Annotated in this window: 22 protein-coding genes and 1 tRNA gene; 16 read left to right on the top strand and 7 right to left on the bottom strand. The window is 66.4% G+C overall.

All coding sequences use genetic code 11. From position 1 onward, the window contains the following. Positions 1–16 precede the first annotated feature (16 nt). The 14 genes from B4920_RS02810 (at position 17) to B4920_RS02750 (ending at position 13,684) form a co-directional block, all read left to right on the top strand. Positions 17–643 (top strand): energy-coupling factor ABC transporter permease, encoded by a 627-nt coding sequence (locus tag B4920_RS02810; RefSeq protein ID WP_079433067.1) that lies wholly within the window; start codon positions 17–19, stop codon positions 641–643. Continuing rightward, positions 643–1,443 carry a precorrin-4 C(11)-methyltransferase gene (gene cobM, locus B4920_RS02805; protein ID WP_079433066.1) on the top strand — a complete coding sequence of 267 codons (801 nt, stop codon included), beginning with the start codon at positions 643–645 and terminating at the stop codon, positions 1,441–1,443. The genes B4920_RS02810 and cobM overlap by 1 nt, the downstream gene beginning before the upstream one ends. Then, entirely contained in the window at positions 1,440–2,354 is a 915-nt protein-coding gene (locus tag B4920_RS02800; RefSeq protein ID WP_079433065.1) for a sirohydrochlorin chelatase, read from the top strand. Before cobM ends, B4920_RS02800 begins: the two co-directional genes overlap by 4 nt. Before the next feature lie 7 nt (positions 2,355–2,361). Next, positions 2,362–3,036 carry a precorrin-8X methylmutase gene (locus B4920_RS02795; protein ID WP_079433064.1) on the top strand — a complete coding sequence of 225 codons (675 nt, stop codon included), beginning with the start codon at positions 2,362–2,364 and terminating at the stop codon, positions 3,034–3,036. Between the two features lie 8 nt (positions 3,037–3,044). Beyond that, a complete protein-coding gene (locus B4920_RS02790) occupies positions 3,045–4,196 on the top strand; it encodes a cobalt-precorrin-5B (C(1))-methyltransferase (protein WP_079433063.1) in 1,152 nt (383 codons plus the stop codon). After that, on the top strand, positions 4,183–5,493 hold the full coding sequence (gene cbiE / locus B4920_RS02785; RefSeq protein WP_079433062.1) for a precorrin-6y C5,15-methyltransferase (decarboxylating) subunit CbiE: 1,311 nt from the start codon (positions 4,183–4,185) through the stop codon (positions 5,491–5,493). Before B4920_RS02790 ends, cbiE begins: the two co-directional genes overlap by 14 nt. Further along, complete coding sequence (gene cobI, locus B4920_RS02780; RefSeq protein WP_079433061.1) at positions 5,490–6,269, top strand: precorrin-2 C(20)-methyltransferase; 780 nt, start codon at positions 5,490–5,492, stop codon at positions 6,267–6,269. The genes cbiE and cobI overlap by 4 nt, the downstream gene beginning before the upstream one ends. A gap of 58 nt (positions 6,270–6,327) precedes the next feature. Next, positions 6,328–7,098, top strand: coding sequence for a cobalamin biosynthesis central domain-containing protein (locus B4920_RS02775; RefSeq protein WP_173862627.1), 771 nt, complete (start codon positions 6,328–6,330; stop codon positions 7,096–7,098). Continuing rightward, the gene (locus B4920_RS29735; RefSeq protein ID WP_173862626.1) at positions 7,095–7,502 is read left to right on the top strand and encodes a cobalamin biosynthesis protein; all 408 of its coding nucleotides are present in this window, start codon (positions 7,095–7,097) and stop codon (positions 7,500–7,502) included. The genes B4920_RS02775 and B4920_RS29735 overlap by 4 nt, the downstream gene beginning before the upstream one ends. After that, positions 7,499–8,485, top strand: coding sequence for a precorrin-3B C(17)-methyltransferase (gene cobJ, locus B4920_RS02770; RefSeq protein ID WP_079433060.1), 987 nt, complete (start codon positions 7,499–7,501; stop codon positions 8,483–8,485). Before B4920_RS29735 ends, cobJ begins: the two co-directional genes overlap by 4 nt. Then, complete coding sequence (locus B4920_RS02765) at positions 8,482–8,823, top strand: ferredoxin (RefSeq protein WP_079433059.1); 342 nt, start codon at positions 8,482–8,484, stop codon at positions 8,821–8,823. Before cobJ ends, B4920_RS02765 begins: the two co-directional genes overlap by 4 nt. A 13-nt stretch (positions 8,824–8,836) precedes the next feature. Beyond that, complete coding sequence (locus B4920_RS02760) at positions 8,837–10,291, top strand: PepSY domain-containing protein (RefSeq protein ID WP_079433058.1); 1,455 nt, start codon at positions 8,837–8,839, stop codon at positions 10,289–10,291. A 271-nt stretch (positions 10,292–10,562) separates the two neighbouring features. Then, positions 10,563–11,828 carry an IS256 family transposase gene (locus B4920_RS02755; protein WP_079433057.1) on the top strand — a complete coding sequence of 422 codons (1,266 nt, stop codon included), beginning with the start codon at positions 10,563–10,565 and terminating at the stop codon, positions 11,826–11,828. 284 nt (positions 11,829–12,112) lie between these two features. Further along, on the top strand, positions 12,113–13,684 hold the full coding sequence (locus B4920_RS02750) for a diguanylate cyclase (RefSeq protein WP_079433056.1): 1,572 nt from the start codon (positions 12,113–12,115) through the stop codon (positions 13,682–13,684). Between the two features lie 41 nt (positions 13,685–13,725). Here B4920_RS02750 and B4920_RS02745 read toward each other — a convergent pair whose 3' ends face one another. Both B4920_RS02745 and B4920_RS02740 read right to left on the bottom strand, forming a co-directional pair. Beyond that, positions 13,726–15,252, bottom strand: coding sequence for a methyl-accepting chemotaxis protein (locus tag B4920_RS02745; RefSeq protein ID WP_161493224.1), 1,527 nt, complete (start codon positions 15,250–15,252; stop codon positions 13,726–13,728). 273 nt (positions 15,253–15,525) lie between these two features. Next, a tRNA-Ser gene (locus B4920_RS02740) sits at positions 15,526–15,613 on the bottom strand. A 156-nt stretch (positions 15,614–15,769) separates the two neighbouring features. Between B4920_RS02740 and B4920_RS02735 the strand changes: the two genes are divergently transcribed. After that, on the top strand, positions 15,770–16,456 hold the full coding sequence (locus B4920_RS02735; protein WP_079433054.1) for a Bax inhibitor-1/YccA family protein: 687 nt from the start codon (positions 15,770–15,772) through the stop codon (positions 16,454–16,456). Between the two features lie 77 nt (positions 16,457–16,533). On the opposite strand, the gene rlmD is transcribed toward B4920_RS02735, so the two are convergent. Next, a complete protein-coding gene (gene rlmD / locus B4920_RS02730; RefSeq protein ID WP_079433053.1) occupies positions 16,534–17,832 on the bottom strand; it encodes a 23S rRNA (uracil(1939)-C(5))-methyltransferase RlmD in 1,299 nt (432 codons plus the stop codon). Positions 17,833–17,910: 78 nt separating this feature from the next. On the opposite strand from rlmD, the gene B4920_RS02725 reads away from it, so the two are divergent. After that, entirely contained in the window at positions 17,911–19,041 is a 1,131-nt protein-coding gene (locus B4920_RS02725) for a cupin domain-containing protein (protein ID WP_079433052.1), read from the top strand. A 147-nt stretch (positions 19,042–19,188) separates the two neighbouring features. Here B4920_RS02725 and B4920_RS29415 read toward each other — a convergent pair whose 3' ends face one another. The 4 genes from B4920_RS29415 to B4920_RS02705 form a co-directional block, all read right to left on the bottom strand. Then, entirely contained in the window at positions 19,189–19,533 is a 345-nt protein-coding gene (locus tag B4920_RS29415) for a hypothetical protein (RefSeq protein WP_161493223.1), read from the bottom strand. An 85-nt stretch (positions 19,534–19,618) separates the two neighbouring features. Next, entirely contained in the window at positions 19,619–20,791 is a 1,173-nt protein-coding gene (bamC, locus tag B4920_RS02715; protein ID WP_079433050.1) for an outer membrane protein assembly factor BamC, read from the bottom strand. A 29-nt stretch (positions 20,792–20,820) separates the two neighbouring features. Continuing rightward, the gene (gene dapA, locus B4920_RS02710) at positions 20,821–21,699 is read right to left on the bottom strand and encodes a 4-hydroxy-tetrahydrodipicolinate synthase (protein WP_079433049.1); all 879 of its coding nucleotides are present in this window, start codon (positions 21,697–21,699) and stop codon (positions 20,821–20,823) included. Between the two features lie 165 nt (positions 21,700–21,864). Further along, positions 21,865–22,791 carry a histone deacetylase family protein gene (locus B4920_RS02705; protein ID WP_079433048.1) on the bottom strand — a complete coding sequence of 309 codons (927 nt, stop codon included), beginning with the start codon at positions 22,789–22,791 and terminating at the stop codon, positions 21,865–21,867. Positions 22,792–22,944 lie beyond the last annotated feature (153 nt).

The raw sequence follows: 22,944 nt of genomic DNA, 5'->3' as shown, positions 1-22,944 counted from the left end.
ACGAAGGAAAGCAAACATGCATATCGAGCCGGGGTACGTCGCCAGTGCCAAGATCGTCGCCGCCAACGCCGCCGCCGTGGTACTGCTCGGCAGCCAGTCCGTCCAACTCCTCAAGCAGCCGCAGCTGATCGTCCGCACGCTGATCGCCGGCGTCCTGTTCACGCTGTTCATGCAGGCCTTCCACCTCAAGGTCGGCCCGTCCGAACTGCATTTCCTAGGCGCCATGCCGATCTACCTGTCCCTCGGCTTCGTGCCGGCCCTGTTCGGCTTCGCCATCGGCCTGCTGGCCCAGGGCCTGCTGTTCGAGCCGACCGACCTGGTGCATCTGGGCGTCAACACCCTGTCCCTCGCCGTGCCGCTGATGCTGGTGCATGCCACCTTCGGCCAGCGTCTCGCCAAGCTGGATGTGCGCAGCATCCTCAAGCTCGATGCCGCCTACTACAGCGGCGTGACGCTGATGGTCGGCTTCTGGCTCGCCATCGGCGAGGTCGCCACGCCCTTCTCCGCCTGGCTCGCCTTCGCATCGTCCTACGCCGCCATCGTGATGGTCGAGCCGATCTTCACGCTGCTCGCCCTGCAGGCCATTGGTCGCCGCCAGGACAATGCGGCAGTGCGCTTCTGCTTCGCACCGCAGGCTGCCTGATGGCCGGCAAGGTCTGGTTCGTGGGCGCCGGTCCGGGCGACCCGGAGCTGCTCACCGTAAAGGGCCGCCGCCTGCTCGAAGAAGCCGGCGCGATCCTCTTCGCCGGCTCGCTGGTGGATCAGGCGGCGACGCTGTTCGCGCCGCCCGGCTGCGAGATCCGCGACTCCAAGGACATGACGCTGGAAGAGATGAGCGCCTGGCTCCTCGACCAGACCGCCCGCCACGCCACCGTGGTGCGCCTGCAGACCGGCGACCCCGGCCTGTACGGCGCACTGGTGGAGATGACCCGCCCGCTCACCGCCGCCGGCATCGAATGGGCGGTGGTGCCGGGCGTCTCGTCGGCCTTCGCCTCGGCGGCGGCGGCCGGCGAAACCCTGACGCTGCCGGAAGTCACGCAGACGGTGATCCTGACCCGCGTCGCCGGGCGCACCCCGATGCCGGCGGGCGAGGAGCTGGAAGCCCTGGCCGCCCACAAGACGACCCTGTGCATCTTCCTGTCCATCACCCTGCTGCACGAGGTGCAGCGCGCGCTGCGCGCCGCCGGCTGGGCCGAGGACGCGCCGATCGTGGTGGTGCAGAAGGCCAGCTGGCCGGGCGAGGAGAAGATCGTCCGCGGCACCCTCGCCGACATCAAGAAACGCTGCCAGGCCGAGAAGATCGGCAGCCAGGCAATGATCATCGCCAGCCCCGCGCTGGGCGCCGCCGACTGGCCGACCCTGGCCCGCTCCAAGCTCTACGACCCGGCCTTCGGCCACCGCTTCCGCAAGGCTTCGGCCGCTTCTGAAGAGACTTCCGCATGAACGACACCACCCTGCTCCTTGTCGGCCACGGCTCCCGCAACCGGGACGGCAACAAGGAAATCCTGCACTTCGCCGCCCAGTGGCGCGAACGTCACCCGGCCTGGCGCATCGAAGTGTGCTTCATCGAGCACGCCGACGTGCTGCTCGCCGAAGGCCTCGACCGCGCCGCCACGGGCAGCCGCAGCGTGGTCGTGCTGCCCTTCATCCTCAACGCCGCCGGCCACGTGAAGATGGAGCTGCCGGCCGCCATCGAGGACGCCCGCGCCCGCCACCCCGGCGTGGACTTCGGCTGCACCCGCCACCTGGGCATGGGCCGCGAGATCCTCGCCGTGCTGCAGGCCCAGCTCGACCGCCTGATGAAATCCCTGGCGATGCCCGACCCCCAGACCACCGGCGTGGTCCTCCTCGGCCGCGGCTCGTCGGACGCCGGCGCCAACGGCGAACTGGCCCGCATGGCGCGCTGGCTCTTCGAGGACAACGACCATGAGCTGGTGGACCTGGCCTTCACCGGCGTCACCTGGCCGCGCCTCGAAACCGTCGTCCAGCGCCAGGTACGCCTGGGCATGACGCAGATCTGCGTGGTGCCGGTGTACCTGTTCACCGGCGTGCTGATCGAACGCATCAAGGCCCAGCTGGAGCGCCTGCGCCAGCAGTACCCGCAGGTCGCCTTCGCGCTGGGCACTCACTTCGGTTTCGACAAGGGCATCTTCGACCTGCTCGACGCCCGCGTGGCCGGCGCCGAATTGCCGGAGGGCGGCCTGCTCGAATGCGACGGCTGCAAGTACCGCCAGGCCGCCGAAGCCGAGCACCTGCACGACCACAGCCACACCCACACCGGCCATGCCGGCTGCGGCCACGGCCACGAGCACGGCCATGGTCACGAACACCCCCATGAACACGCCCACGCCTGAGCCCGCTATGAGCGCCAACACCGTCACCGAACAGCTCACCGCCGCCGGCCGCGCCATCGAGCACGACTCCTTCGCGATCATCGACCGGGAGGCCGGCCCCCACGCCTACAGCGCCGAGCAATGGCCGCTGGTGCGGCGGATGATCCACGCCAACGCCGACTTCGAGTTCAACGGCCTCACTGCCTTCCACCCGCAGGCCATGCAGGCCGGGCTGGAACGCATCCTGGCCGGCAACACGCCGGTCGTCGCCGACGTGGAGATGATCTGCGTCGGCCTGTCGAAGCCACGCCTGGCGCACTTCGGCATGACGCCCCACCAGTTCATCTCCGACCCGGACGTGATCGCCGCCGCCCAGGCCGAAGACACCACCCGCGCCGTGCAGGCCATGCGCAAGGCGCACCGGCTCGGCCTTCTCGACGGGGCCATCGTCGGCATCGGCAATGCCCCCACGGCGCTGATCGAGGTCGTTCGCTTGATCCGCGAGGAAAGTGTCCGCCCGGCCCTGGTCGTCGGCATGCCGGTCGGCTTCGTGTCGGCAGCCGAATCCAAGGACCTGCTGATGGAGCTCAGCGACATTCCGTGGGTCGCCATCAGCGGCCGCAAGGGCGGCTCGACGCTGGTCGTCGCGGCCATCCACGCCATCCTGGGCCTGGCCGAAGAACGCCAGCGCCAGGCCGCCTGAGGCCACCGATGGCAGCTGGTCACGTCCTCCCCGAGAAGGTCCGCAAGGGCGATCCCAAGCGGGATCGCGGCAACCGCACGGGCTTCTCCACCGGCGCCAACTCCGCCGCCGCCGCCGCCGCCGCCACCCTCGGGCTGGTCCAAGGGCGAGTGCCGGAGGCGATCGAATGCGTGCTGCCCAACACCCAGCGGGTGCGCTTTTCCATCACCGACGGGTGGACCGACGGCCTGCACGCCCGCGCGGTCAGCATCAAGGACGCCGGTGACGACCCGGACGCCACCAACGGCGCCCACCTCACCGCCGAGGTCGAGCGCCTGCCCGGCGCCGCCGGCCAGATCGTGCTGCGCGGCGGCCCCGGCGTCGGCACCGTCACCAAGCCCGGCCTCGGTCTCGACGTGGGCGGCCCGGCGATCAACCCGGTGCCGCGCCGCAACATCACCGACAACGTACGCGCCGCCGGCGCTCCCATCCTCGAAGCCGGCGACGGCATCGCGGTGACCATCTCAGTGCCCGGCGGCGAGGAGATGGCCAAGAAGACCCTCAACGCCCGCCTTGGCATCCTAGGCGGCATCTCCATCCTCGGCACCACCGGCATCGTGCGCCCCTACTCCACCGCGGCCTTCCGGGCCAGCGTGGTGCAGGCCGTCGACGTGGCCGCCAACCAGGGACAGACCAGCGTGGTGTTCACCACCGGCGGGCGCACCGAGAAATGCGCGATGCGCTGCTTCCCGGAGCTGGATGAAGCCTGCTTCGTGCAGATGGGTGACTTCGTCAAGGCGGCCTTCCAGACCGCCGTCAAGCAGGGCATGACACACATCATCGTCGGCGCCATGGTCGGCAAGCTCACCAAGATCGCCCAGGGCCTGTCCGTCACCCACGCCTGGCGAGAAGAGGTGGACCGGGAGCTGATCGCCTCGGCCGCCGCCGAAGTCGGCGCTCCGCCCGATCTGGTGGAGGAGATCCGCGCCGCCGAAACAGCCCGCTTCGCCGCCGAGCGGCTGGCCGAGCTGGACCTCACCGTCGCCTTCCACCGGGCCCTCGCCGAGCGCGCCATCCGCAGCCTGCGCGAGCGCTACCCCGGCCCGCATCGTCTCACCGTGCTCGCCTGCAATTTCGAAGGCGTGCCCATCGTCACCGTGGAAGAACATGAACTCGCCTGAACTGTGCCGCATCGTCGGCATCCTCGATGACGGCTGGTTCGGTCTGGGCGACCCGACCCGCACCGTCCTCATCGAATCCGATCTCCTCATCGGCGCCCGCCGCACGCTGGACCTCGTGGCCCCCTACCTCCCTCCCAGGGTGGAACTACGAGAGATGGACGGCCAGCTCGGCCGTGTCCCGGAATGGGTCCGTGCGGCGCGCGGCGCCGGCCATACCAGCACGGTGCTGGCCACCGGCGATCCCCTGTGCCACGGCATCGCCAGCTTCCTGGCCGGCAAGCTCGGCAACGATGCCATTACCGTGCATCCCGCCGTGTCCACGCTGCAACTGGCCTTCGCCCGCTTCAGGAAATGCTGGCAGGCCGCCGCCATCGCCTCGGTGCACAGCCGCGACGCCGGCGAATGGCTGGTCGGTGCGACGCCCGAGCACGGCCTTTACCCCCTCATCCGCGCCGCCTCCCGGCATACGCTGATCGGCGCCTTCACCGGCCCGGACAACAACCCGGCGCGCATCGCCCGGGCGCTGATCGCCGCCGGCCACCAGGACGATTTCCGCCTGTCGGTCGCCGCCCGCCTGTGCCTGCCGGACGAGGCCCTGTTTGCCGACCTGCCGCTGGGCGACGCTGCCGGCATGGATTTCCCCGATCCGAACATCGTCGTACTGGAGCGCATCACGCCGCCCGACAGCCGCGCGACCTTCGGCTTCGACGATGCCGACTTCGTGCAGCGCGCCCCCGAGAAAGGCCTCATCACCAAGCAGGAAGCTCGCGCCCTGTCCCTCGCCAAGCTGGGCCTGCGCCCCGACAGCCGGGTGTGGGACATCGGCGCCGGCTCCGGCTCGGTGGGCCTCGAAGCCGCCCGCCTGGCTTACGAAGGCCACGTGTGGGCCATCGAGAAGAACCCCGGCGACGCCGACAACGCCCGCGAGAACGCCCGCCGCCTGAAGGCCAGCAACTACACACTGGTGGAAGGCAAGGCACCGGCCGGGCTGGACCAATGGCCGGATCCGGACGCCGTCTTCATCGGCGGCTCCGGCGGCGAACTGGCCGAGCTGATCCGCCTGATCCTCGCCCGCCTGCGCCCGCAGGGACGCCTGGTGATGAACTTCGTGACGCTGGAGAACCTTGCCGCCGCTACCGCCGCACTCACCGAAGCTGGCGCAACGTGGGATGTCGTCCAGCTGCAGGCCGCGCGCAGCCAGCCCATTCTCGACATGCACCGCCTCGCCGCGCAGAACCCGGTGTGGATCGTCTCGGCCACCCCGGCCGCGCCCCAACAGCAAGGAAACCCGCAATGACCGCTCCCCGCCTCGGGCGCCTGATCGGCGCCTCCCTCGGCCCCGGCGATCCCGAACTCATCACCCGCCGCGCCTGGGCTGCGCTGCAGTCCAGCGCGCGCTGGCTGTACCCGGTGAAGAAGGCCGAGGAGTCCTCCTACGCCCTCGGCATCGTCGAACGCGGCGGCCTGGCCGTGCCGGAAGATGCCGAAGCGCTGGTCTTCCCGATGACCCGCGATCCGGTCGCCCTCGCCAAGGCCTGGTCCCGTGCGGCGAGCCGCACCGTCGAGCTGCTTCGCGAGGGGCGCGACCTGGTCTTCCTCGTCGAAGGCGACGCCTCCACCTTCGCCACCTTCGGCCACCTGGCCCGCGTAGTGCGCGAGCTGGCGCCGGAGGTCGAGGTCGAAACCATCCCCGGCGTCAGCTCCTTCGCCGCCGCCGCAGCCGGCACCGGCCTGTCCCTCGCCGAAGAGGACGAGACCTTCGCGGTGATCCCCGCCGCCTACGGCGTGCCGGTGGTCGAGCGCCTGCTCGACGAGTTCGACACGCTGGTGCTGCTGAAGGTCAAGCCGCTGCTCGACGAGATCCTCGATCTGCTGACCCGCCGCGGCCTGCTCGCCACCAGCTGCTTCATCGAGAAGGTCGGCTCGCCGGAAGAGCGCATCGTCCGCGACGTGGCCAGCCTGGCCGGGCAGAAGGTCAATTACCTGTCCCTCATGCTGGTGCAGAACCCCAAGCGGGTCCGCGGCGAGCTACGCCGTGGCTGCCGCAAGCACGCCGCCACCGCCCCTGCCTGAGCGGGCGGTGTAGCCAAACAACAAATCAACCAGAAGAACGCCCAACGGAACCCCGAGCATGTCCCAGCACCTGCCCTTCCCCACCAGCCGCATTGCGGTCGTTTCCATCACCCGCCACGGCATTGCGCTGGCTGGCCGTGTGGTCGCTGCGCTGCCCGGTGCGCGCCTGTTCGCCCCCGAGAAATTCGCCGCCGAGGCCGAAGCTGCCGCACCGGGCGCCGCGGCCTGCTACGCCGGCAAGACCGGCGAGCAGATCCCGATCCTGTTCTCCAACTTCGACGGCATCGTCGCGATCGTATCCCTCGGCGCGATGGTGCGGCTGGTCGCGCCCTACCTGGTCAAGAAGGAATCCGACCCCGGCGTGGTGGTCATCGACGAGGCCGGACGCTTCGTGATCCCGATGCTGTCCGGCCACCTGGGTGGCGCCAATGCACTGGCCGGCACCATCGCCAGCGCGCTCGATGCCACGCCGGTGCTCACCACCGCCTCCGACGCGCGCCAGACCCTGGCCGTCGATCTGCTCGGCCGCGAGCTGGGGTGGGCCTTCGAAGCCAGCCACGACGAGGTCGTGCGGGCCAGCGCCGCGGTGGTGAACGACGAGCTGGTGGCCGTCGTGCAGGAAGCCGGCAGCCCCGACTGGTGGCGCAAGCACGCCAACGGCCGCAGCGGCCCGCTGCCCGGCAATCTGGTGCCCTTCGCGCGCCTGGAAGACGTGGAGCCGGAACGCTTCGGCGCCGTGCTGTGGATCAGCCACCGGGACGAGCCAGCCGAGCTGGCTCCCCGCCTGGCCGGCAAGCGCGTCATCTACCGCCCGCCGGTAACCCAATGAGCCCGCGCCAGCCCGTCGCCCTCGGCATCGGCTGCGACCGCGGCACGCCGGCGGCCAGCCTGGCCTGGGTCGTCGTCGAGGCGCTGGCCCTGTGCGGCGCCAGCCTGCAGGACGTGGTCGCCGTCGCCAGCATCGACCTGAAGGCCGACGAACCGGGCCTGCAGGAGTTCGCCCACTGGCAGGGCTGGCAGATCACCTTCTATCCGGCCGCCGCGCTGGCCGGCATCGAAGTCCCCAACCCCTCGGAAACCGTCCGCAAATACACCGGCACGCCGTCCGTCTCGGAGGCCGCCGCGCTGCTGGCGGCCGGCACCGACATGAGCCAGCTGCTCGTCGAAAAACACAAATACCGCGGCCCCGACGGCCGTAACGCCACCGTCTCCATCGCGAGGATTCCCCAATGAACGACATCGCCTCCGCCGCCCCGCGCGGCAAGATCATGCTGGTCGGCCTCGGCCCGGGCAGCCACGAGCACCTCACCGCCCGCGCCCGCGCCGCCATCGCCGAAGCCGACACGGTGATCGGCTACGTGACCTACATCCGCCTGGTGGCCGAGCTGCTGGAGGGCAAGGAAGTCATCAAGAAGTCGATGACCGAGGAGCTCGACCGGGCCATCGAATCCCTCGACCGCGCCCGCCAGGGCAAGAAGGTGGCGCTGATCTCGTCCGGCGATGCCGGCGTATATGGCATGGCCGGGCCGACCTTCGAGGTGCTGTTCCAGGCCGGGTGGACGCCGGATTCGGATATCGAGGTCGAGATCATTCCCGGCGCGTCGGCCCTCAACACCTGCGCGGCGCTGGTCGGCGCACCGCTGACCCACGACTTCTGCGCGATCTCCCTGTCCGACCTGCTGACCCCGTGGCCGACCATCGCCCGCCGCCTGGATGCGGTGGCCGCCTCCGACTTCGTGGTGGCACTCTACAATCCCAAGAGCGGACGCCGCACCCGCCAGATCGTCGAAGCCCGCCGCCTGTTCCTGCGCCACCGCCGGCCGGATACACCGGTGGCCATCGTCAAGTCGGCCTACCGCCCCAAACAACGCATCGAATTCACCACCCTCGAGACCATGACCGACTGCGACATCGGCATGCTGTCCACCGTGCTGATCGGCAACTCCAACACCTTCGTCAAGCATGGCCTGATGGTCACACCGCGGGGCTACGCCAACAAATACGACGTGGACAGCGGCAGCACCCGCGACGGCGAGAAGGCCGGCCGCTCCCTGTCCACCGGCCTCGATGGCTGGCTGGCCGCCATCCATGGCAGCGCGCGGTCCGCCGCCGAACTGGCGCAGGAATACCGCCTGCCCGAGGACTACATCGCCGAGTTGCTGGCCGAACCCTTCGAGGACGACAGCGCAGCCCCTACCGAGGAGGCCGAGGCGTGAGCGAGCCCATCAAGCCGAAGATCGGTGGCTACCGCCGCCACCTGCTGGTCTGCACCGGCCCGCGCTGCACCGCCGACGGCCAGTCGCAGGCCCTGTTCGACAGCCTCGGCGCCAAGTTCAAGGCGGCCGGGCTGGACGGCGGCGAGCTGCGCGTCAAGCGCACCCGCGCGGCCTGCTTCGCCGCCTGCAAGGGCGGCCCGATCCTGTGCGTGCAGCCGGACGGCACCTGGTACTACGGCGTCACCGACGCGGTGATGGACCGCATCGTCGACGAGCATCTGGTCGGTGGCGAGCCGGTGGCCGAGCACGTCTTCCACCAGGCCGGCGAGCCGGACTGAACGCCACCCGACGATGTCCGCACGCCTCTCCCGCCTCCTGCATCGTTTCCACCGCTGGCTCGGCATCAGTGCCGGCCTGCTGGTGCTGGGCTGGTTCGTCTCCGGCCTGGTGATGCTGTATTCGCCCTTTCCGCGCCTGACGGCGGAAGAGCGGGTACAGCACCTGGAAGTCCTGCACGGCGAGGCAGTGCGCATCAGCCCCGCCGAGGCGGCCGCCCAATGCCCCGGCACACCGCGCGGCGTGAGCCTGGCCATGCTCGCCGGGCGTCCGGTCTATCATTTCAGTGGCGGCAAACCGGCCTGCAGCGTGTGGGCCGATGACGGCCGCTGGGTCGGCCCGGTGTCCGCCGAGATGGCCAGCGAGGCGGCCCGGCGCTTTCTGCCCGGCGTGGCGCTGGCGGAGCCGGACCGCATCGAGCGTGACCAGTGGAGCGTCTATAGCAGCTACAACGCCCACCGCCCGCTGTACCGCATCGCGGCTGACGACGCGGCCGGCACGGTGCTCTACGTGTCGTCGAAGAGTGGCGAGGTGCTGGCCGACACCAACCGCCGCGAGCGCCTGCTCGGCTGGCTGGGCAGCGTGCCTCACTGGATCTACTTCACCCCGCTGCGCGGCGACGACCAGGGCACCTGGCGCGTGCTGGTGCTGTGGCTGCCGCCCATCGCGCTGCTGACCGCCGTCGCCGGCCTGGCGCTGGGCATCCAGCGCGTGCGTGTGCGGCGACGCTACCCGCGCGGCCAGATCACGCCCTACCACGGCTGGAAGCGCTGGCACCATCTGGCCGGGCTGGCCGTCGGCGGCTTCGCCGTCACCTGGCTGCTTTCCGGCTGGCTGTCCAACCATCCCTTCGGCCTGCTGGAGATGAGCAGCCCGCCGCCCGGCAGCGCCCAGCGCCTGGCCGGCGGCCCCTTCCGCCCGGCTGCCGACGTCGACCTGCTGCGTCGCCAGCTGGCCCAGGTGCCCGATGCCCGCGAAGCCGAGTGGTATCGCTTCGGCGGCCGGGACTACCTTGAAGTACGCACACCGACCGGCCCCCGCCGGCTGGACGACCAGGCCCACGCCGCCGCGCCCATCGACGTGGCCACCCTCGCCGCCGCCGTCGAAGCCATCGAGCACCGGCCAGTGGCCCAGGCCGAACTGATCGACCACGAAGACCTCTACCACTACGGCCGCAACAGCCCGGCGGTGCTGCCGGCGGTGCGCATCCGCCTGACCGACGCCCAGGACACCACCTGGTATCTGGACCCGGCCACCGGCCGCATCCTGCAGCGCATCGACGATGCCAACCGCTGGCACCGCTGGGTCTTCAATGCCCTGCACCGCCTCGACTTCCCGCCCCTCGCCAGCCTGCCCGGGCTGCGGGAGGGACTGATCACCCTGCTCTGCCTGCTCGGCGCCAGCCTGGCCGGCAGCGGCTGTGTCATCGGCTGGCGCCGGCTGTTCCGCCGACGTCGGCCCCCCGCCTAGCCGCCTCGAGCAAAGCGCCACGAAGAAGCGTTTCGCGCGCTGCGAATTGACCTCCGTGGCGACAGAACATCGTCCGCGACACCGCGAATCGAATTCGCGAACGCCAGAGAAGACTTCGACCGATGCCGAATCGCATCCAGAGCAAGGCGAATTCGAATCGGGGACTCCCGAATTCAATCTTGCCGGGTGCACATTCGATTCGCACCCCGCAAGATGAGCCTGTCGGAATTTTTGTGTTTGAGGCATAACAGCATCCAGAAAGGATGAAGGCATGCCCAAGAAGAAAGAGAAGCAGCCGTTGCCACCGGTTGCCGCGCTGCCGGAAGGCGCGCAGCAGTGGCTGGATCAGGTGGTGACGGGGCCGATGACGGCCGGTGCGGTTGAAGAGGTGATGCGCGGGATCAAGAAGGCGTTGATCGAGCGGGCGCTACAGGCAGAGCTGAGCCATCACCTGGGCTACGCCGAGGGCGAAGCGAAGCCCGAGGCGAGCGCCAATCAGCGTAACGGCACGAGCGGCAAGACCGTGCTCACCGACGACGGGCCGCTACGCATCGACGTGCCGCGGGATCGGGCCGGGCAGTTCGAGCCGCAGCTGATCGGCAAGCACGAACGGCGCTTCACGGGCTTCGACGACAGGATCATCGCGATGTACGCCCGAGGGATGAGCGTGCGGGAGATCCAGGCGTTTCTGCTGCAGATGTACAACACGGAGGTGTCGCCGGACTTCATCAGCCAGGTCACCGACGCGGTGATGGACGAAGTACTGCAGTGGCAGAGCCGGCCGCTCGAAGCAGTGTATCCGGTGGTGTTCTTCGATGCGCTGCGGGTCAAGATCCGGGAAGATGCGGTCGTGCGCAACAAGGCTGTGTATCTGGCGCTGGGCGTACGGGCCGACGGCAGTCGGGACGTCCTCGGACTGTGGATTGAGCAGACCGAAGGGGCCAAGTTCTGGCTGAAGGTCTTCAATGATCTGAAGGTGCGCGGCTGCAACGACATCCTGATCGCCGTCACCGACGGCTTGAAAGGGATGGCCGAGGCGCTGGCGGTGGCCTATCCCCAAAGCACGCTGCAGACCTGCATCGTGCATCTGCTGCGCAACAGCTTGAGCTATGCGGGCTTTCGTGAGCGCAAAGCACTGGCTGACGCGCTAAAGCCGATCTACCAGGCGGTCAGTGCCGAGGCGGCTGAGGCCGCGCTGGAGGGCTTTGCAGAAGGCGAATGGGGCCAACGTTTCCCAACCGTGGTGGCCGCTTGGCGCCGAGCGTGGGCGGAGGTCATCCCCTTCTTTGCGTTTCCACCGGAAGTCCGCCGGGTGATCTACACCACCAATGCCATCGAAAGCCTCAATGCCCGTGTGCGCAAGATCATCAAGACCCGGGGCCACTTCCCGACGGACGAAGCGGCCACCAAGTTGATCTGGCTGGCGCTACGCAATATCACAGCCGAATGGAAGAGCGCGATCACGTACTGGAAAGCCGCGATGAACCAGTTCGCCATTCTGTACGGCGAGCGTTTCATCCCGGCCGTGACAAAATGAAAACCACCGAGTGATCCCGGCCATGGCCGGGATCACTCGAAACTCGCCTCGAACACAAAATTCCTGACACTCCCCGCAAGATTGAATTCTCACCCCCGCGATGCCGATAAAACAGGCATGCACAAGCATGTTGCCGCCCCGACATCGTCCGCGGCCGTCATCGCCCCCTGTTCGTGACGCAGCAGGCTTGAACGCCGCAAGGCGATGGAGGATCCTCCATCCGCAGCCTGCCAAATGGCGCGCATATAACAACAACAGCACACCCCCACTTTCGAGGAGCCGCGATGGGCACAGCCCTGGAGACGCTTCTCCACCACTTAGTACGCTTCATCCTGGCCTGCCTGCTCGCGCTGGACTTTGCCGGCCTGGCCCACAGCGAGGACGCACAGCAGGTCTTCCGCGTCGGCATCACCTCCTTCCGCGACAAATCGGTGACGCTGCGGGAATGGAGCCCGACCATGGACTACCTGGCGGGAAAGATCCCCGGCAGCCGCTTCGTGGCTGTGCCGATGAACCTGCATGAGTTCGAAGCAGCCATCAGCCAGCACGAGATCGACTTCGTCATCACCAATCCCGAGCACTACATCCTGCTCGAAACCGTCCACGGGGTGTCCCGCGTCGCCACCCTGGTCAAGCGCGAGAACGGGGTCCTCGTCAATCAGTTCGGCGGCGTGATCTTCACGCGCGCCGACCGTCACGACATCCGCGATCTGGCCGACGTGAAGGGCAAGCGGATCGCCTCGGTGGACCGCAGCTCCTTCGCCGCCTTCCTGCTGCAATACGACCTGCTCAAGAAACACGATGTGGACGTGGATCGTGACTGCCAGGTGAACTTCCTCGGTTTCCCGCAGGATCTCAGCGTCCGCGCCGTGCTCGACGGCCATGCCGACGTGGGCTTCGTGCGCAGCAGCGTGCTCGAAGCCATGGCCCGCGAAGGCAAGATCGCCCTGGCTCAGATCCAGGTCCTGCATCCCACCCGCGCCGGCGATTTCCCCTTCCTGATCTCCACCGGCCTGTTCCCGGAATGGCCCTTCGCCGCCGCACCGCGGGTGCCCATCGACATCCGCAACCAGGTGGCCGCCGCGCTGCTGCTGATGCCGCCGGACACCCCCGCAGCGCACAGTGCCCGCTACTACCGCTGGTCGACGCCGGTGGAATACCTGAGCGTGCAGAATCTGATGCGGCGGCACCACATCTACCCCTACGACAAGGTCGAAGCGATCACCCTGCGTGAGCTCTTCCAGCACCATGCAGTGCACATCGTGGCCGCTGCGCTGGCGCTCATCCTCGTCATGGCGTCCCTGTACCTGCGTGCCCGCCGACTCAACGCGGCACTGACCCGCTCCCGCCAGCAACTCGACCACCAGGCCCATTACGACGCCCTGACCGGCCTGCCCAACCGCAACCTGCTCGACTACGATCTCGAAAGAGCCCTGAGCCAGGCACGACGCACCGGGCAGGAGTTCGCGCTGTGCCTGATGGACCTGGACGGTTTCAAGCCGATCAACGACCGCTGGGGCCACAAGGTCGGCGATGAGGTGTTGCGGGAGGTCGCCCAGCGTCTGCAGGACAGCCTGCGCGCCGGCGACCGGGTCGCCCGCTGGGGCGGCGATGAGTTCGTGCTGCTGCTGGGCGGGGTCGCCACCCACCCGCAGCTGGCCGAGATCATCGAGCGCATTCTGCACGTGGTGGCCATGCCGCTCGACAGCTGCAGTGGCGCCCACGTTTGCGCCAGCATCGGCGTCAGCCTGTACCCACGGACGGCGGAGGACGCGGAAGGCCTGCTGAAATCTGCCGACGAGGCCATGTACAAGGCCAAGCACGCCGGCGGCAACCGCTTCGTCGCCCAGGCTTAAACGGTGGCAGACCCGCGCTCGTGGGGCCGCGTCCGTGACGCTCAGACGCTGAACTGCTCGACCGACGCCTTGAGCTGCTGGGCCAGACGGGCCAGATCCCCGGCCGACGTCGATACGTCCCGCACGATGCCGGAGGTCTCCTCGGACATTTCCACGATGCGCTGGACGTTGCCCGCAATCAGATTGCTCGTCGCACTCTGCTCGTGCAGCGCCGTCGAGATTTCCCCCACGGATGCCAGCACCTGTTCGATGCTGCCCTGGATCTGTGCCATCGCCGTATCGGCCTGCCCCGCCATCTGGACGCCTTCCTCGACGCAGGCCAAACCGCCGTTCATGCCTTCGACGGCGGCGTTGGTGTCGCTCCAGATGCGCTCTATCATCCCGGCGATTTCCTGGGTGGACAACGCCGTCCGCTCGGACAGCTTGCGCACCTCGTCGGCCACCACTGCAAAGCCGCGCCCGTGCTCCCCGGCGCGGGCCGCCTCGATGGCAGCATTCAGCGCGAGCAGATTGGTCTGATCGGCAATGTCCTTGATGACGCTGACGATGCGCGAAATCTGGTAGGAGCTTTCGCCGAGGGACATCACGCGCTCCGACGAGTGCGTCACCGCCCCGGAGATCTTCTGCATCTCGCCGACCATCTCCTGCACGGCCCGGGTCCCGCTGCGGGCCAGCGCGCCCGTCTCGGACGCATGGCGGTCCACCTCCGACGCATTGTCGGCAATGTTGCCGATGCAGGCGGTCAGTTGCTCGACCGATGCCGCCGACGCGGCGGACGAGTCGTTCTGGCGCTCCGTCGCCTGCAGCATCGCACTCGACGAAGCCGACAGCCGCTGGGCCGAGATGGCGAGTTCGGCGGCACTGCGGACGATGCGCCCGACGATCTCCCGCAGCCCGGCCTGCATCTGGCGGGTCGCGAAGAGCAGGCTGGAATCGTCCCCCGGCCGCGTGACGATCTCCTCCGACAGCTTGCCCTGGGCGATATGCCGCACAACGTCGATGACGTAGCGCGGTTCGCCGCCCAGTTGACTGAGCAGGCGGCTGACGATCAGCCCGATGAGCAGGAACAGCACGAGTTGCAGCAGCCCCTGGCCGATCCACAGGCCGCGATTGAGCGCCCGCAGGGCCGCCATGTCGCCTTCGATATCGATGGTCACACTGGCCCCCCCCAGCACGAAGCCCTCTTCCACGCCATGACACTTGAGGCATTCGATGCTGCGGAAATTCTTCATCGCCACATAGGGCACGACGACCCGCAGCTGGCTGCCGCCCGACGGCGGGTGGGAGAAACGGATTTCCTCCTTGCCGGATTGCAGGATCCGCTGGTCCAGCTCGTCCACCGGCAACTCCTGCGGCAGCGCCGGCGGAAACTCCTCGTCCAGTTGCTTGGCACGGAAGACCCGCAGTTCGCGGATGAATTCGGACTTGCCGATCTTCTCGATATACAGCGCGCGGCTCTTCTGATCGCTGATCACCTCACCGTCACCTGCCTTGGTGATCATCAGCGTGTTGAGACCGTTGATGGCGCCATCGGCGACCATCCGGGCCCGGTCAGTAGCGGCGCTCAAGGTCTGCCGCTCGAGATGCTGCGTGAGCCACAACTGCATCAACACGAAAACCACGACCAGCGCGCCCTGGATCAGAAATTGCAGCCTGGCCCGGAGCCCAAACCCCTGCCACCACGATGAAAGCCAGCCCAAAACGTCCCCCTGCAAGGCATTGCCCATGATGTCGGTGAGGGCATTAGATCATATGACCTCTGTCACAGCCATTTCCAGCCCCACATCCCCAGGACGGAGAAAAGCAAAAACGCCCCAAAAGGGGCGTCTTTACTAGGGTCTTGGCGGAGGCGGTGAGATTCGAACTCACGAACGGTTTCCCGTTGCCGGTTTTCAAGACCGGTGCAATCAACCACTCTGCCACACCTCCGATGCATTGCCGCTGCGCATATGCAGGGCGCGCATTCTAACATGGGTGCCCGTTTCGCCAAGCCGCGTGAAATCGAACCACGGTTGAAACTTCCAGGGGTCTTCGCTACTCTCAGTCGGTGCAGGCCATCCTGCTCATGTCATCTGGAGGATTTACATGCAACTCGACACTTACGGTCAGCAAACGCGGGTTTTGTCGCAAGGCGCCAACCGCGTGCTGCGCAACACCTATCTGCTGCTCGCACTTTCCATGGTGCCGACCGTTGCCGGTGCGCTGATCGGCGTACAAATGCAGTTCTCGTTCCTGGCGGGCAGCCCGCTGGTGAGCTTCCTGCTCTTCATGGGCATCTCCTTCGCCTTTTTCTATGGGATCGAGAAAAACAAGAACAGCGGCGTTGGCGTAGCCCTGCTGCTGGCCTTCACCTTCTTCATGGGCCTGATGCTGTCGCGCATCCTGCAGGTGGCGCTCGGTTTCTCCAACGGCGGCTCGATGATCGCACTGGCCGGTGGCGGCACCGCGGCCATCTTCGCGACCATGGCGGGCATCGCCAGCGTCTCCAAGCGCGATTTCAGCAACATGGGCAAGTTCCTGACCGTCGGCCTGGTGGTCGTGCTGATCGCCATGGTGGCCAACATCTTCCTGCAGATGCCGGTGCTGCAGCTGGTCATCTCGGCGGTCGTGGTGCTGCTGTTCTCGGGCTACATCCTGTACGACATCAGCAACATCGTGCAGGGCGGCGAGACCAACTACGTGACCGCCACGCTGGCGGTGTACCTGGACATCTACAACGTGTTCGTCAGCCTGCTGCACCTGATCATGTCCTTCACCGGCGAACGCGACTGAGCGTCGTCGGCATCGTGAGGATCAGCAAAAACCCCCGGCATGCCGGGGGTTTTTGCTTGTACCTTCGTCCGGAATGCTCAGTCCCGCTCGAACAGCGCGATGGACTCCACATGGGAAGTCTGCGGGAACATGTTGGCGATGCCCGCGCCCTTCAGCCGATAGCCCTTCTCCTTGATCAGCACCGCGGTATCGCGGGCCAGCGTGGCCGGGTTGCAGGACACATAGACGATGCGCTTCGGTGCCTGTTCGCCAAGTGCCTTGACCACCGCGATGGCACCCTCCCGCGGCGGGTCGATGAGCATCTTGTCCAGATGGCCGAGGGCGGCCAGGCTGTCCTCGGTGGCCTCGAAGAGATTGGCGGCGTAGAACTGGCAACGCTCGGCGAGGCCATTCGCAGCCGCATTCTCACCAGCGCGGCGGACCAGCGTCTCACTGCCTTCAACGCCGACCACGTGGGCACCCAGCGCGGCGATCGGCAAGCTGAAGTTGCCGAGGCCGCAGAACAGGTCAGCAATGCGCTCACCGGGCCGTGGATCGAGCAACTGCATCGAGCGCCGCATCAGCACACGGTTGATCCACATATTGACCTGCGTGAAGTCGGTCGGCCGGAAGGCCATCGACACACCGAACTCCGGCAAGGTATAGGCCAGCCCGGGCGCCTCGGCGGGATGCAGGCGATGGGCCGAGTCCGGCCCGCTCGGCTGCAGCCACACCTGCACCTGCTCGGCCTCGGCGAAGGCCTTCAGGCGCGCCGTATCGGCCTTGCTGAGCGGCACGATGTGCCGGAACACCAAGACCGTGATCCCCTCGCCAACGGCAATCTCGATCTGCGGCAGCCGGTCGGGCACGGACAGGCCGGCCACCAGCTCGCGCAGGCGCGGCACCATGTCCGACACATGCGGGGGCAGGATCGCGCAGCTCTCCATCGGCGCCACGTAGCTGCTGCGGCGCTCGTGGAAACCGATCAGGACGCCGCCCTTGCTCGGCACCAGGCGCACGGTAAGGCGCGCCCGATAACGGTAGCCCCAGGCCGGCCCGACGATGGGCGGATAAAGCACGTCGGGCTTCGCACGGCCGATGTGCCACAGGGCGTTTTCCAGCACACGCTGCTTCGCGGCCACCTGGGCGCCCGACTCCAGGTGCTGCATGCTGCAGCCACCGCAGACGCCGAAATGCTTGCAGAGCGGCACGACGCGCTGAGAGCTGGATTTCAGGACACGGTCCGCATCCGCCAGTTCGTAGTTCGGCTTGACCTTGTGGGACGTGAAGGTCACCCGCTCGCCCGGCAAGGCACCTTCGATGAAGATCGTCTTTCCGTCGAGGTGGGTAACGCCGCGCCCCTCGTGGTCGAGGGATTCGATGACCGCTTCGCGCATGGCCGGGAGTCCAGAAATGAAGGGCGCCATTTTAGCGGCGGGACCGGCCTTTGCAAGGCGAACGGCTATAATCTCGCGATGATCTCTACACTTCTGGGCGGCCTGACGGCGGAGGAATTCCTCGCCGAATACTGGCAAAAGAAACCGCTGCTGATCCGCCAGGCAGTTCCCGGCTTCACCGGCGTCGTGACCAAGGACGAGCTCTTCGAACTGGCCCGCGATGCCGACGTGGAGTCCCGCTACGTCACCCACGACAACCGCTCCTGGGAAGTCATCCACGGCCCACAGAAAGCGTCCGACCTGCGCCGCAAGAAGCAGCCATGGACAGTGCTGGTGCAAGGCCTCAACCTGTTCTGCCCGGATGGCGACGATCTGCTGCACCGTTTCGACTTCATCCCCCAGGCACGCCTCGATGACCTGATGGTCAGCTACGCCATCGACGGCGGCGGCGTCGGCCCGCACTTCGACAACTACGACGTGTTCCTGCTGCAGGGCATCGGCCAGCGCCGCTGGCTGATCAGCAACCAGGACGACCGCAGCCTCGTCGAGGATGCACCGCTGAAGATCCTGCAGAACTTCCAGCCCGTTTACGACTGGGTGCTGGAATCCGGCGACATGCTCTACCTGCCGCCGCACTGGGCTCACAACGGCATCGCCATCGGCGAATGCACCACCTACTCGATCGGTTTTCGCTCGCCGACGTCCCAGGAACTCGCCCAGCAGTTCATGGGCTACCTGCAGGAGACGATCCAGCTGGACGGCATCTATGCCGATCCGGACCTGCAGCGCCAGCCCCATTCAGCCGAAATCGGCGACGCGATGATCGACCGGGTGGTCGACACCCTCAAGCGCATCACCTGGAACCGTGAGGACGTACGTGACTTCCTTGGCGGCTATCTCACCGAGCCCAAGCCCCACGTGTTTTTCGACTGCCCCGACGAGCCCCTGGAGCACGAGGAATTCGTCGCCGCCTGTCTGGCCGACGGCTACCGGCTCGATGCACGCAGCCTGCTCCTGTTTTCCGGTGGGCGCTTCTTCCTGAACGGCGAGCCGGTTCCGGTCGACGAGGAAGACCATGCAATCCTGCAAAGCCTGGCAGATCAGCGCCGGCTCGATTCCGTCGTCGGCCTGTCCGAAGAAGGCCTGGCCCTGCTGTATGACTGGTACTGCTGCGGCTTTGCACATCCATCAAAATCGCTGATGGAATAAGGCAGAAGTTTGATTTAATGGCTTGACAAGTGCTTATCCCTGTTGCGGCAACGCAACAATGTCTTTATTCAAGCACTTCGTCCGTGATAGCATTCGAACCAGATCGGGTCCCCCACCTGATTGCTCCTACATTTAGGTTGTTGTACTTCATTTATCGATAAGGGAAATCAACAATGAAACAATCTCTCCTGGTTGCTGCTCTCGTTGCACTCGCTGTTTCCGCTTGCGGCAAGAAGGAAGAGCCGAAGCCCGTTGAAGCTCCGGCTCCCGCTGCAGCTCCTGCCGCCGCTCCGGCTCCCGCTGAAGCTCCCGCCGCTGCTCCGGCTGCTGACGCTGCCAAGCCCGCTGACGCTGCTGCTCCGGCTGCTGACGCTGCCAAGCCGGCTGACGCTGCTGCTGCTCCCGCTGAAAAGAAGTAATCAAGCTTTCTCGGGAAGCAAGAAAAGCCAACCTGCGGGTTGGCTTTTTTGTTGCCTTTTTGGGCTTTCCCATCAAAGGCCTCTGCAGTTGATACAGGCAGGGCAAAAAAATGCCGGGGCAGTCCCGGCATTTTTGTAACAGCACGCAACAACAAGATTTACTTGAGCTGCTCGAACAACAGCCCGAGGATCTTGCGAGCGGAATCGGACGTGTCCGTACCGCCTTCGCGGGTCAGCACCTGGACCGACGAACCTGCATCGCTGCCCTTCACGTAGATGCGGTACTGGTTGCCTGTCTGGATCGACGGCTTGGTCTCGCTACGCCAGAAAGCCAGCTTGGCCAGCAGGCCCTCGTCGCCCTTCTTCTTGGCGTCGGCCTCCGGATCCACGTAGCGCACGTAGTAGATGCCCTGGGAACGATCCCGGTCTTCCACCGTGAAGCCGACCCGATCGAGGGCCAGACCCACTCGCCGCCACGCACGATCGAAACCTTCCTGCACCTGCAGCACCGAGGCGCCACCGGACGCACTTTGCAGCTTCGCCTTGTCGGCGACTGGCGCCGCAGCGATCTGCGCCTTGGCGCGCGTTTCGTCGGCACCAAGACGAATCATCAGGCGCTGCAGGAATTCTGCCTCCAGTTCGGGATCCGCCGGACGCGCTTGCCAGATCGTGCGGTCCTTGGCCTCGTTCGGATAGATCTCCACCATCCCGCGGTGGCTGATGTAGATCTCGACCGAACCAGACTCGCTGCCCGTTTCCAGGCGGGTACGGAATTTGTCGCGTTCGGGGGTCGAATAGAGGCCGTCGAGCACCTTTCCAAGCGTACGGCGAATGATGTCACTATCGATCTTGGCACGATTCTCGGCCCAGTCGGTTTCCATCACACCGATCTCCGGGCGATCGACATTCAGCAGGAAACCGTTTTCCTGCCAGAACTCACGGACCTGCGGCCACAGCTTGTCAGCCGTACCCGGCACAACCAGCCAACGCTGGCTACCGGAGCGCTCGATGCGCATCTTGTCGATCGACTGGGGGGCGACCACCGTTGCAGCAGGCTTGGCACCCGCCGTAGCTCCGGCTTGTCCGCCGCGCTCCGCGTTGTAGGCTGAGAACGTGGCGGAACCCTTGGGATTCAGGTCCGGAACGGCATAGCGATCGTCCGCGGCGGGCGTGGTGAGATCGGGCGGAACCTCCAGCGAAGGCAGCGTGGCGGCAGATGCCGCACTCTTGTAATCGATCTTCTTCGATTCCAGCAAGGAACCGGAGCAACCGGCCAGCGCAATCGTCGTGACGACGATTGCCGAACCGGAAGCCAGCTTTCTGCTATGCATGCGTAACCCTCGGGATGGGAAAGACAAACTCAAACTTCGAGGCCGGCCTGACGCATCGCGTCACGCACGCGCTCGTGACAGGCCTCGGTAAGGCGAGTCAGCGGCAGGCGGATACCGGAATCGATGAGACCCATCTGTTCGACCGCCCACTTGACGGGGATCGGATTGGCTTCACAAAACAGGTGGCGATGCAGACCAACCAATTTGGCGTTGATCTCGCGGGCGCGCACACCATCGCCGGCAGCAGCCGCGACGCACAGTTCGTGCATCAGGCGCGGCGCCACGTTGGCGGTGACGGAGATCGTGCCGTGACCACCCAGCAGGATGAAGGCCAGGGCCGTCATGTCGTCGCCGGTATACAGCGCGAAATCCTTCGGAGCACGGGCGATCAGGTCACAGGCGCGGTCGATGTTACCGGTGGCGTCCTTGATGCCGATGATGTTCGGAATCTCGGCCAGGCGCAGTGCGGTGTCGTTGGACATGTCCGCCACGGTACGCCCCGGCACGTTGTAGAGGATCATCGGCAACGGGCTCGCCTCGGCGATGGCGCGGAAGTGCCGGTACAGGCCTTCCTGGGTCGGGCGGTTGTAATAAGGCACGACCGACAGGCTGGCGATCGCGCCGGCCTCACGCGCGAATTCGCTCAGCTCGATGGCTTCGCGGGTGGAATTCGCACCCGTCCCGGCGATGATGGGAATGCGTCCAGCGGCATGCTCGACGGCAACACGGATGAGCTCGCAGTGCTCTTCGACGTCCACCGTAGGCGATTCGCCGGTGGTGCCGACGACGACGATGCCATCGGTGCCTTCCTTGACGTGGAAGTCGATGAGGCTGCGGAAACGGGAAATATCCAGGCTGCCATCTTCGAGCATCGGGGTAACGATGGCGACAATCGAACCGGTAATCATGAGCTAGTGCTGGAGAGGGAAAGTTGAGTATTGTACCCAATCACTTCGCGAAGAATAGACGGGTGCAACCAGTGGTTACCAAAAGGCAGGCACGACCGTGACGAAGTCCGCCGGCCGCCAAAAGGAAACCCCGCCGCAGCGGGGCCTTACCGATAGCCCGCCGGACTACAGATCCGCCAGCGTCTTGACGTGGGCCACCACGCTGCGGGCCAGCGATGACAGCGAATAACCGCCTTCCAGCAGGGACACGATGCGGCGCCCCGCGCATTCGGCAGCCACCGTCTTGAGCTGTTCGGTGGCCCAGATGTAGTCGGCCTCGACCAGCCCGAGGGAGCCCATGTCGTCTTCGTAGTGTGCATCGAACCCCGCCGAGATGAAGATCATCTCGGGCGCGTGATTACGCAGGGCCGGCATCCAGATATTGGTGACGACCTCGCGGAACACGTCTCCCCGGCTGCCTGCCTTCATCGGCACATTGACCATGTTCGGAGCCGGATTGTCGGCACCGCTGTACGGATAGAACGGGTGCTGGAAGATACTGACCATCAGCACGCGGGGGTCGTCCTTGAAGATGTCCTCGGTCCCGTTGCCGTGATGCACGTCAAAATCGATCACCGCGACCCGCTTCAGGCCATGCTCCTCGAGCGCATGCCGGGCGGCCACCGCAACATTGTTGAAGAAACAGAAGCCCATCGCCTTACCGGCCTCGGCGTGATGTCCGGGCGGGCGGATCGCGCAGAACGCGTTCTCGGCCTGACCGGACAGCACCAGATCGGTGGCATAGATCCCGGCCCCAGCAGACCGCAGCGCCGCCTTCATGGTGTTGGGGCACAAGGCCGTATCCGGATCCAGGTGGCGGATGCCATGTTCCGGCACGCTGGCCAGCAGTTCCTCGACATGCTCGCGAGGATGCGCGCGGGAAAGCTGTTCGATGGTGGCTTGCGGCGCATCATGGAACGCCAGGTACATATCGAGCCCCGCGGCGATCAGCCGGTCGTTGATCGCGCCGAGACGCTCCGGGGATTCCGGGTGATGCTCACCCATGTTATGCAACCAGCAGTCCCGGTGCGTGATGAATGCGGTACTCGTCATAGACTCTCCCCTGCCTCTCGCAGTGTTTTGTTATACGTCGTGAATGCTGGCACTCTCCGGCGCACGCCTTGTCCGGCGCGAACTCCACGACTTGACGCCGGTCTGTGGAGCACGGCGCCAAGAGCGCTGTTATGGAATCATTATCCCCTGAAC

Source organism: Zoogloea sp. LCSB751 (genome assembly GCF_002028455.1).
Taxonomy (GTDB): Bacteria; Pseudomonadota; Gammaproteobacteria; order Burkholderiales; family Rhodocyclaceae; genus Zoogloea.
This window is presented reverse-complemented; position numbering and strand designations above follow the sequence as displayed.

Bases quoted from the DNA above. Each gene is read 5' to 3' on its own strand.
- B4920_RS02725 (WP_079433052.1), top strand. From the start codon at position 17,911: ATGATCTCTACACTTCTGGGCGGCCTGACGGCGGAGGAATTCCTCGCC.
- B4920_RS02810 (WP_079433067.1), top strand. From the start codon at position 17: ATGCATATCGAGCCGGGGTACGTCGCCAGTGCCAAGATCGTCGCCGCC.
- cobJ (WP_079433060.1), top strand. From the start codon at position 7,499: ATGAACGACATCGCCTCCGCCGCCCCGCGCGGCAAGATCATGCTGGTC.
- cobM (WP_079433066.1), top strand. From the start codon at position 643: ATGGCCGGCAAGGTCTGGTTCGTGGGCGCCGGTCCGGGCGACCCGGAG.
- B4920_RS29415 (WP_161493223.1), bottom strand. From the start codon at position 19,533: ATGGGAAAGCCCAAAAAGGCAACAAAAAAGCCAACCCGCAGGTTGGCT.
- B4920_RS02750 (WP_079433056.1), top strand. From the start codon at position 12,113: ATGGGCACAGCCCTGGAGACGCTTCTCCACCACTTAGTACGCTTCATC.
- B4920_RS02795 (WP_079433064.1), top strand. From the start codon at position 2,362: ATGAGCGCCAACACCGTCACCGAACAGCTCACCGCCGCCGGCCGCGCC.
- bamC (WP_079433050.1), bottom strand. From the start codon at position 20,791: ATGCATAGCAGAAAGCTGGCTTCCGGTTCGGCAATCGTCGTCACGACG.
- dapA (WP_079433049.1), bottom strand. From the start codon at position 21,699: ATGATTACCGGTTCGATTGTCGCCATCGTTACCCCGATGCTCGAAGAT.
- B4920_RS02775 (WP_173862627.1), top strand. From the start codon at position 6,328: ATGTCCCAGCACCTGCCCTTCCCCACCAGCCGCATTGCGGTCGTTTCC.
- cobI (WP_079433061.1), top strand. From the start codon at position 5,490: ATGACCGCTCCCCGCCTCGGGCGCCTGATCGGCGCCTCCCTCGGCCCC.
- rlmD (WP_079433053.1), bottom strand. From the start codon at position 17,832: ATGCGCGAAGCGGTCATCGAATCCCTCGACCACGAGGGGCGCGGCGTT.
- B4920_RS02800 (WP_079433065.1), top strand. From the start codon at position 1,440: ATGAACGACACCACCCTGCTCCTTGTCGGCCACGGCTCCCGCAACCGG.
- B4920_RS02755 (WP_079433057.1), top strand. From the start codon at position 10,563: ATGCCCAAGAAGAAAGAGAAGCAGCCGTTGCCACCGGTTGCCGCGCTG.
- B4920_RS02705 (WP_079433048.1), bottom strand. From the start codon at position 22,791: ATGACGAGTACCGCATTCATCACGCACCGGGACTGCTGGTTGCATAAC.
- B4920_RS02790 (WP_079433063.1), top strand. From the start codon at position 3,045: ATGGCAGCTGGTCACGTCCTCCCCGAGAAGGTCCGCAAGGGCGATCCC.
- B4920_RS02760 (WP_079433058.1), top strand. From the start codon at position 8,837: ATGTCCGCACGCCTCTCCCGCCTCCTGCATCGTTTCCACCGCTGGCTC.
- cbiE (WP_079433062.1), top strand. From the start codon at position 4,183: ATGAACTCGCCTGAACTGTGCCGCATCGTCGGCATCCTCGATGACGGC.
- B4920_RS29735 (WP_173862626.1), top strand. From the start codon at position 7,095: ATGAGCCCGCGCCAGCCCGTCGCCCTCGGCATCGGCTGCGACCGCGGC.
- B4920_RS02735 (WP_079433054.1), top strand. From the start codon at position 15,770: ATGCAACTCGACACTTACGGTCAGCAAACGCGGGTTTTGTCGCAAGGC.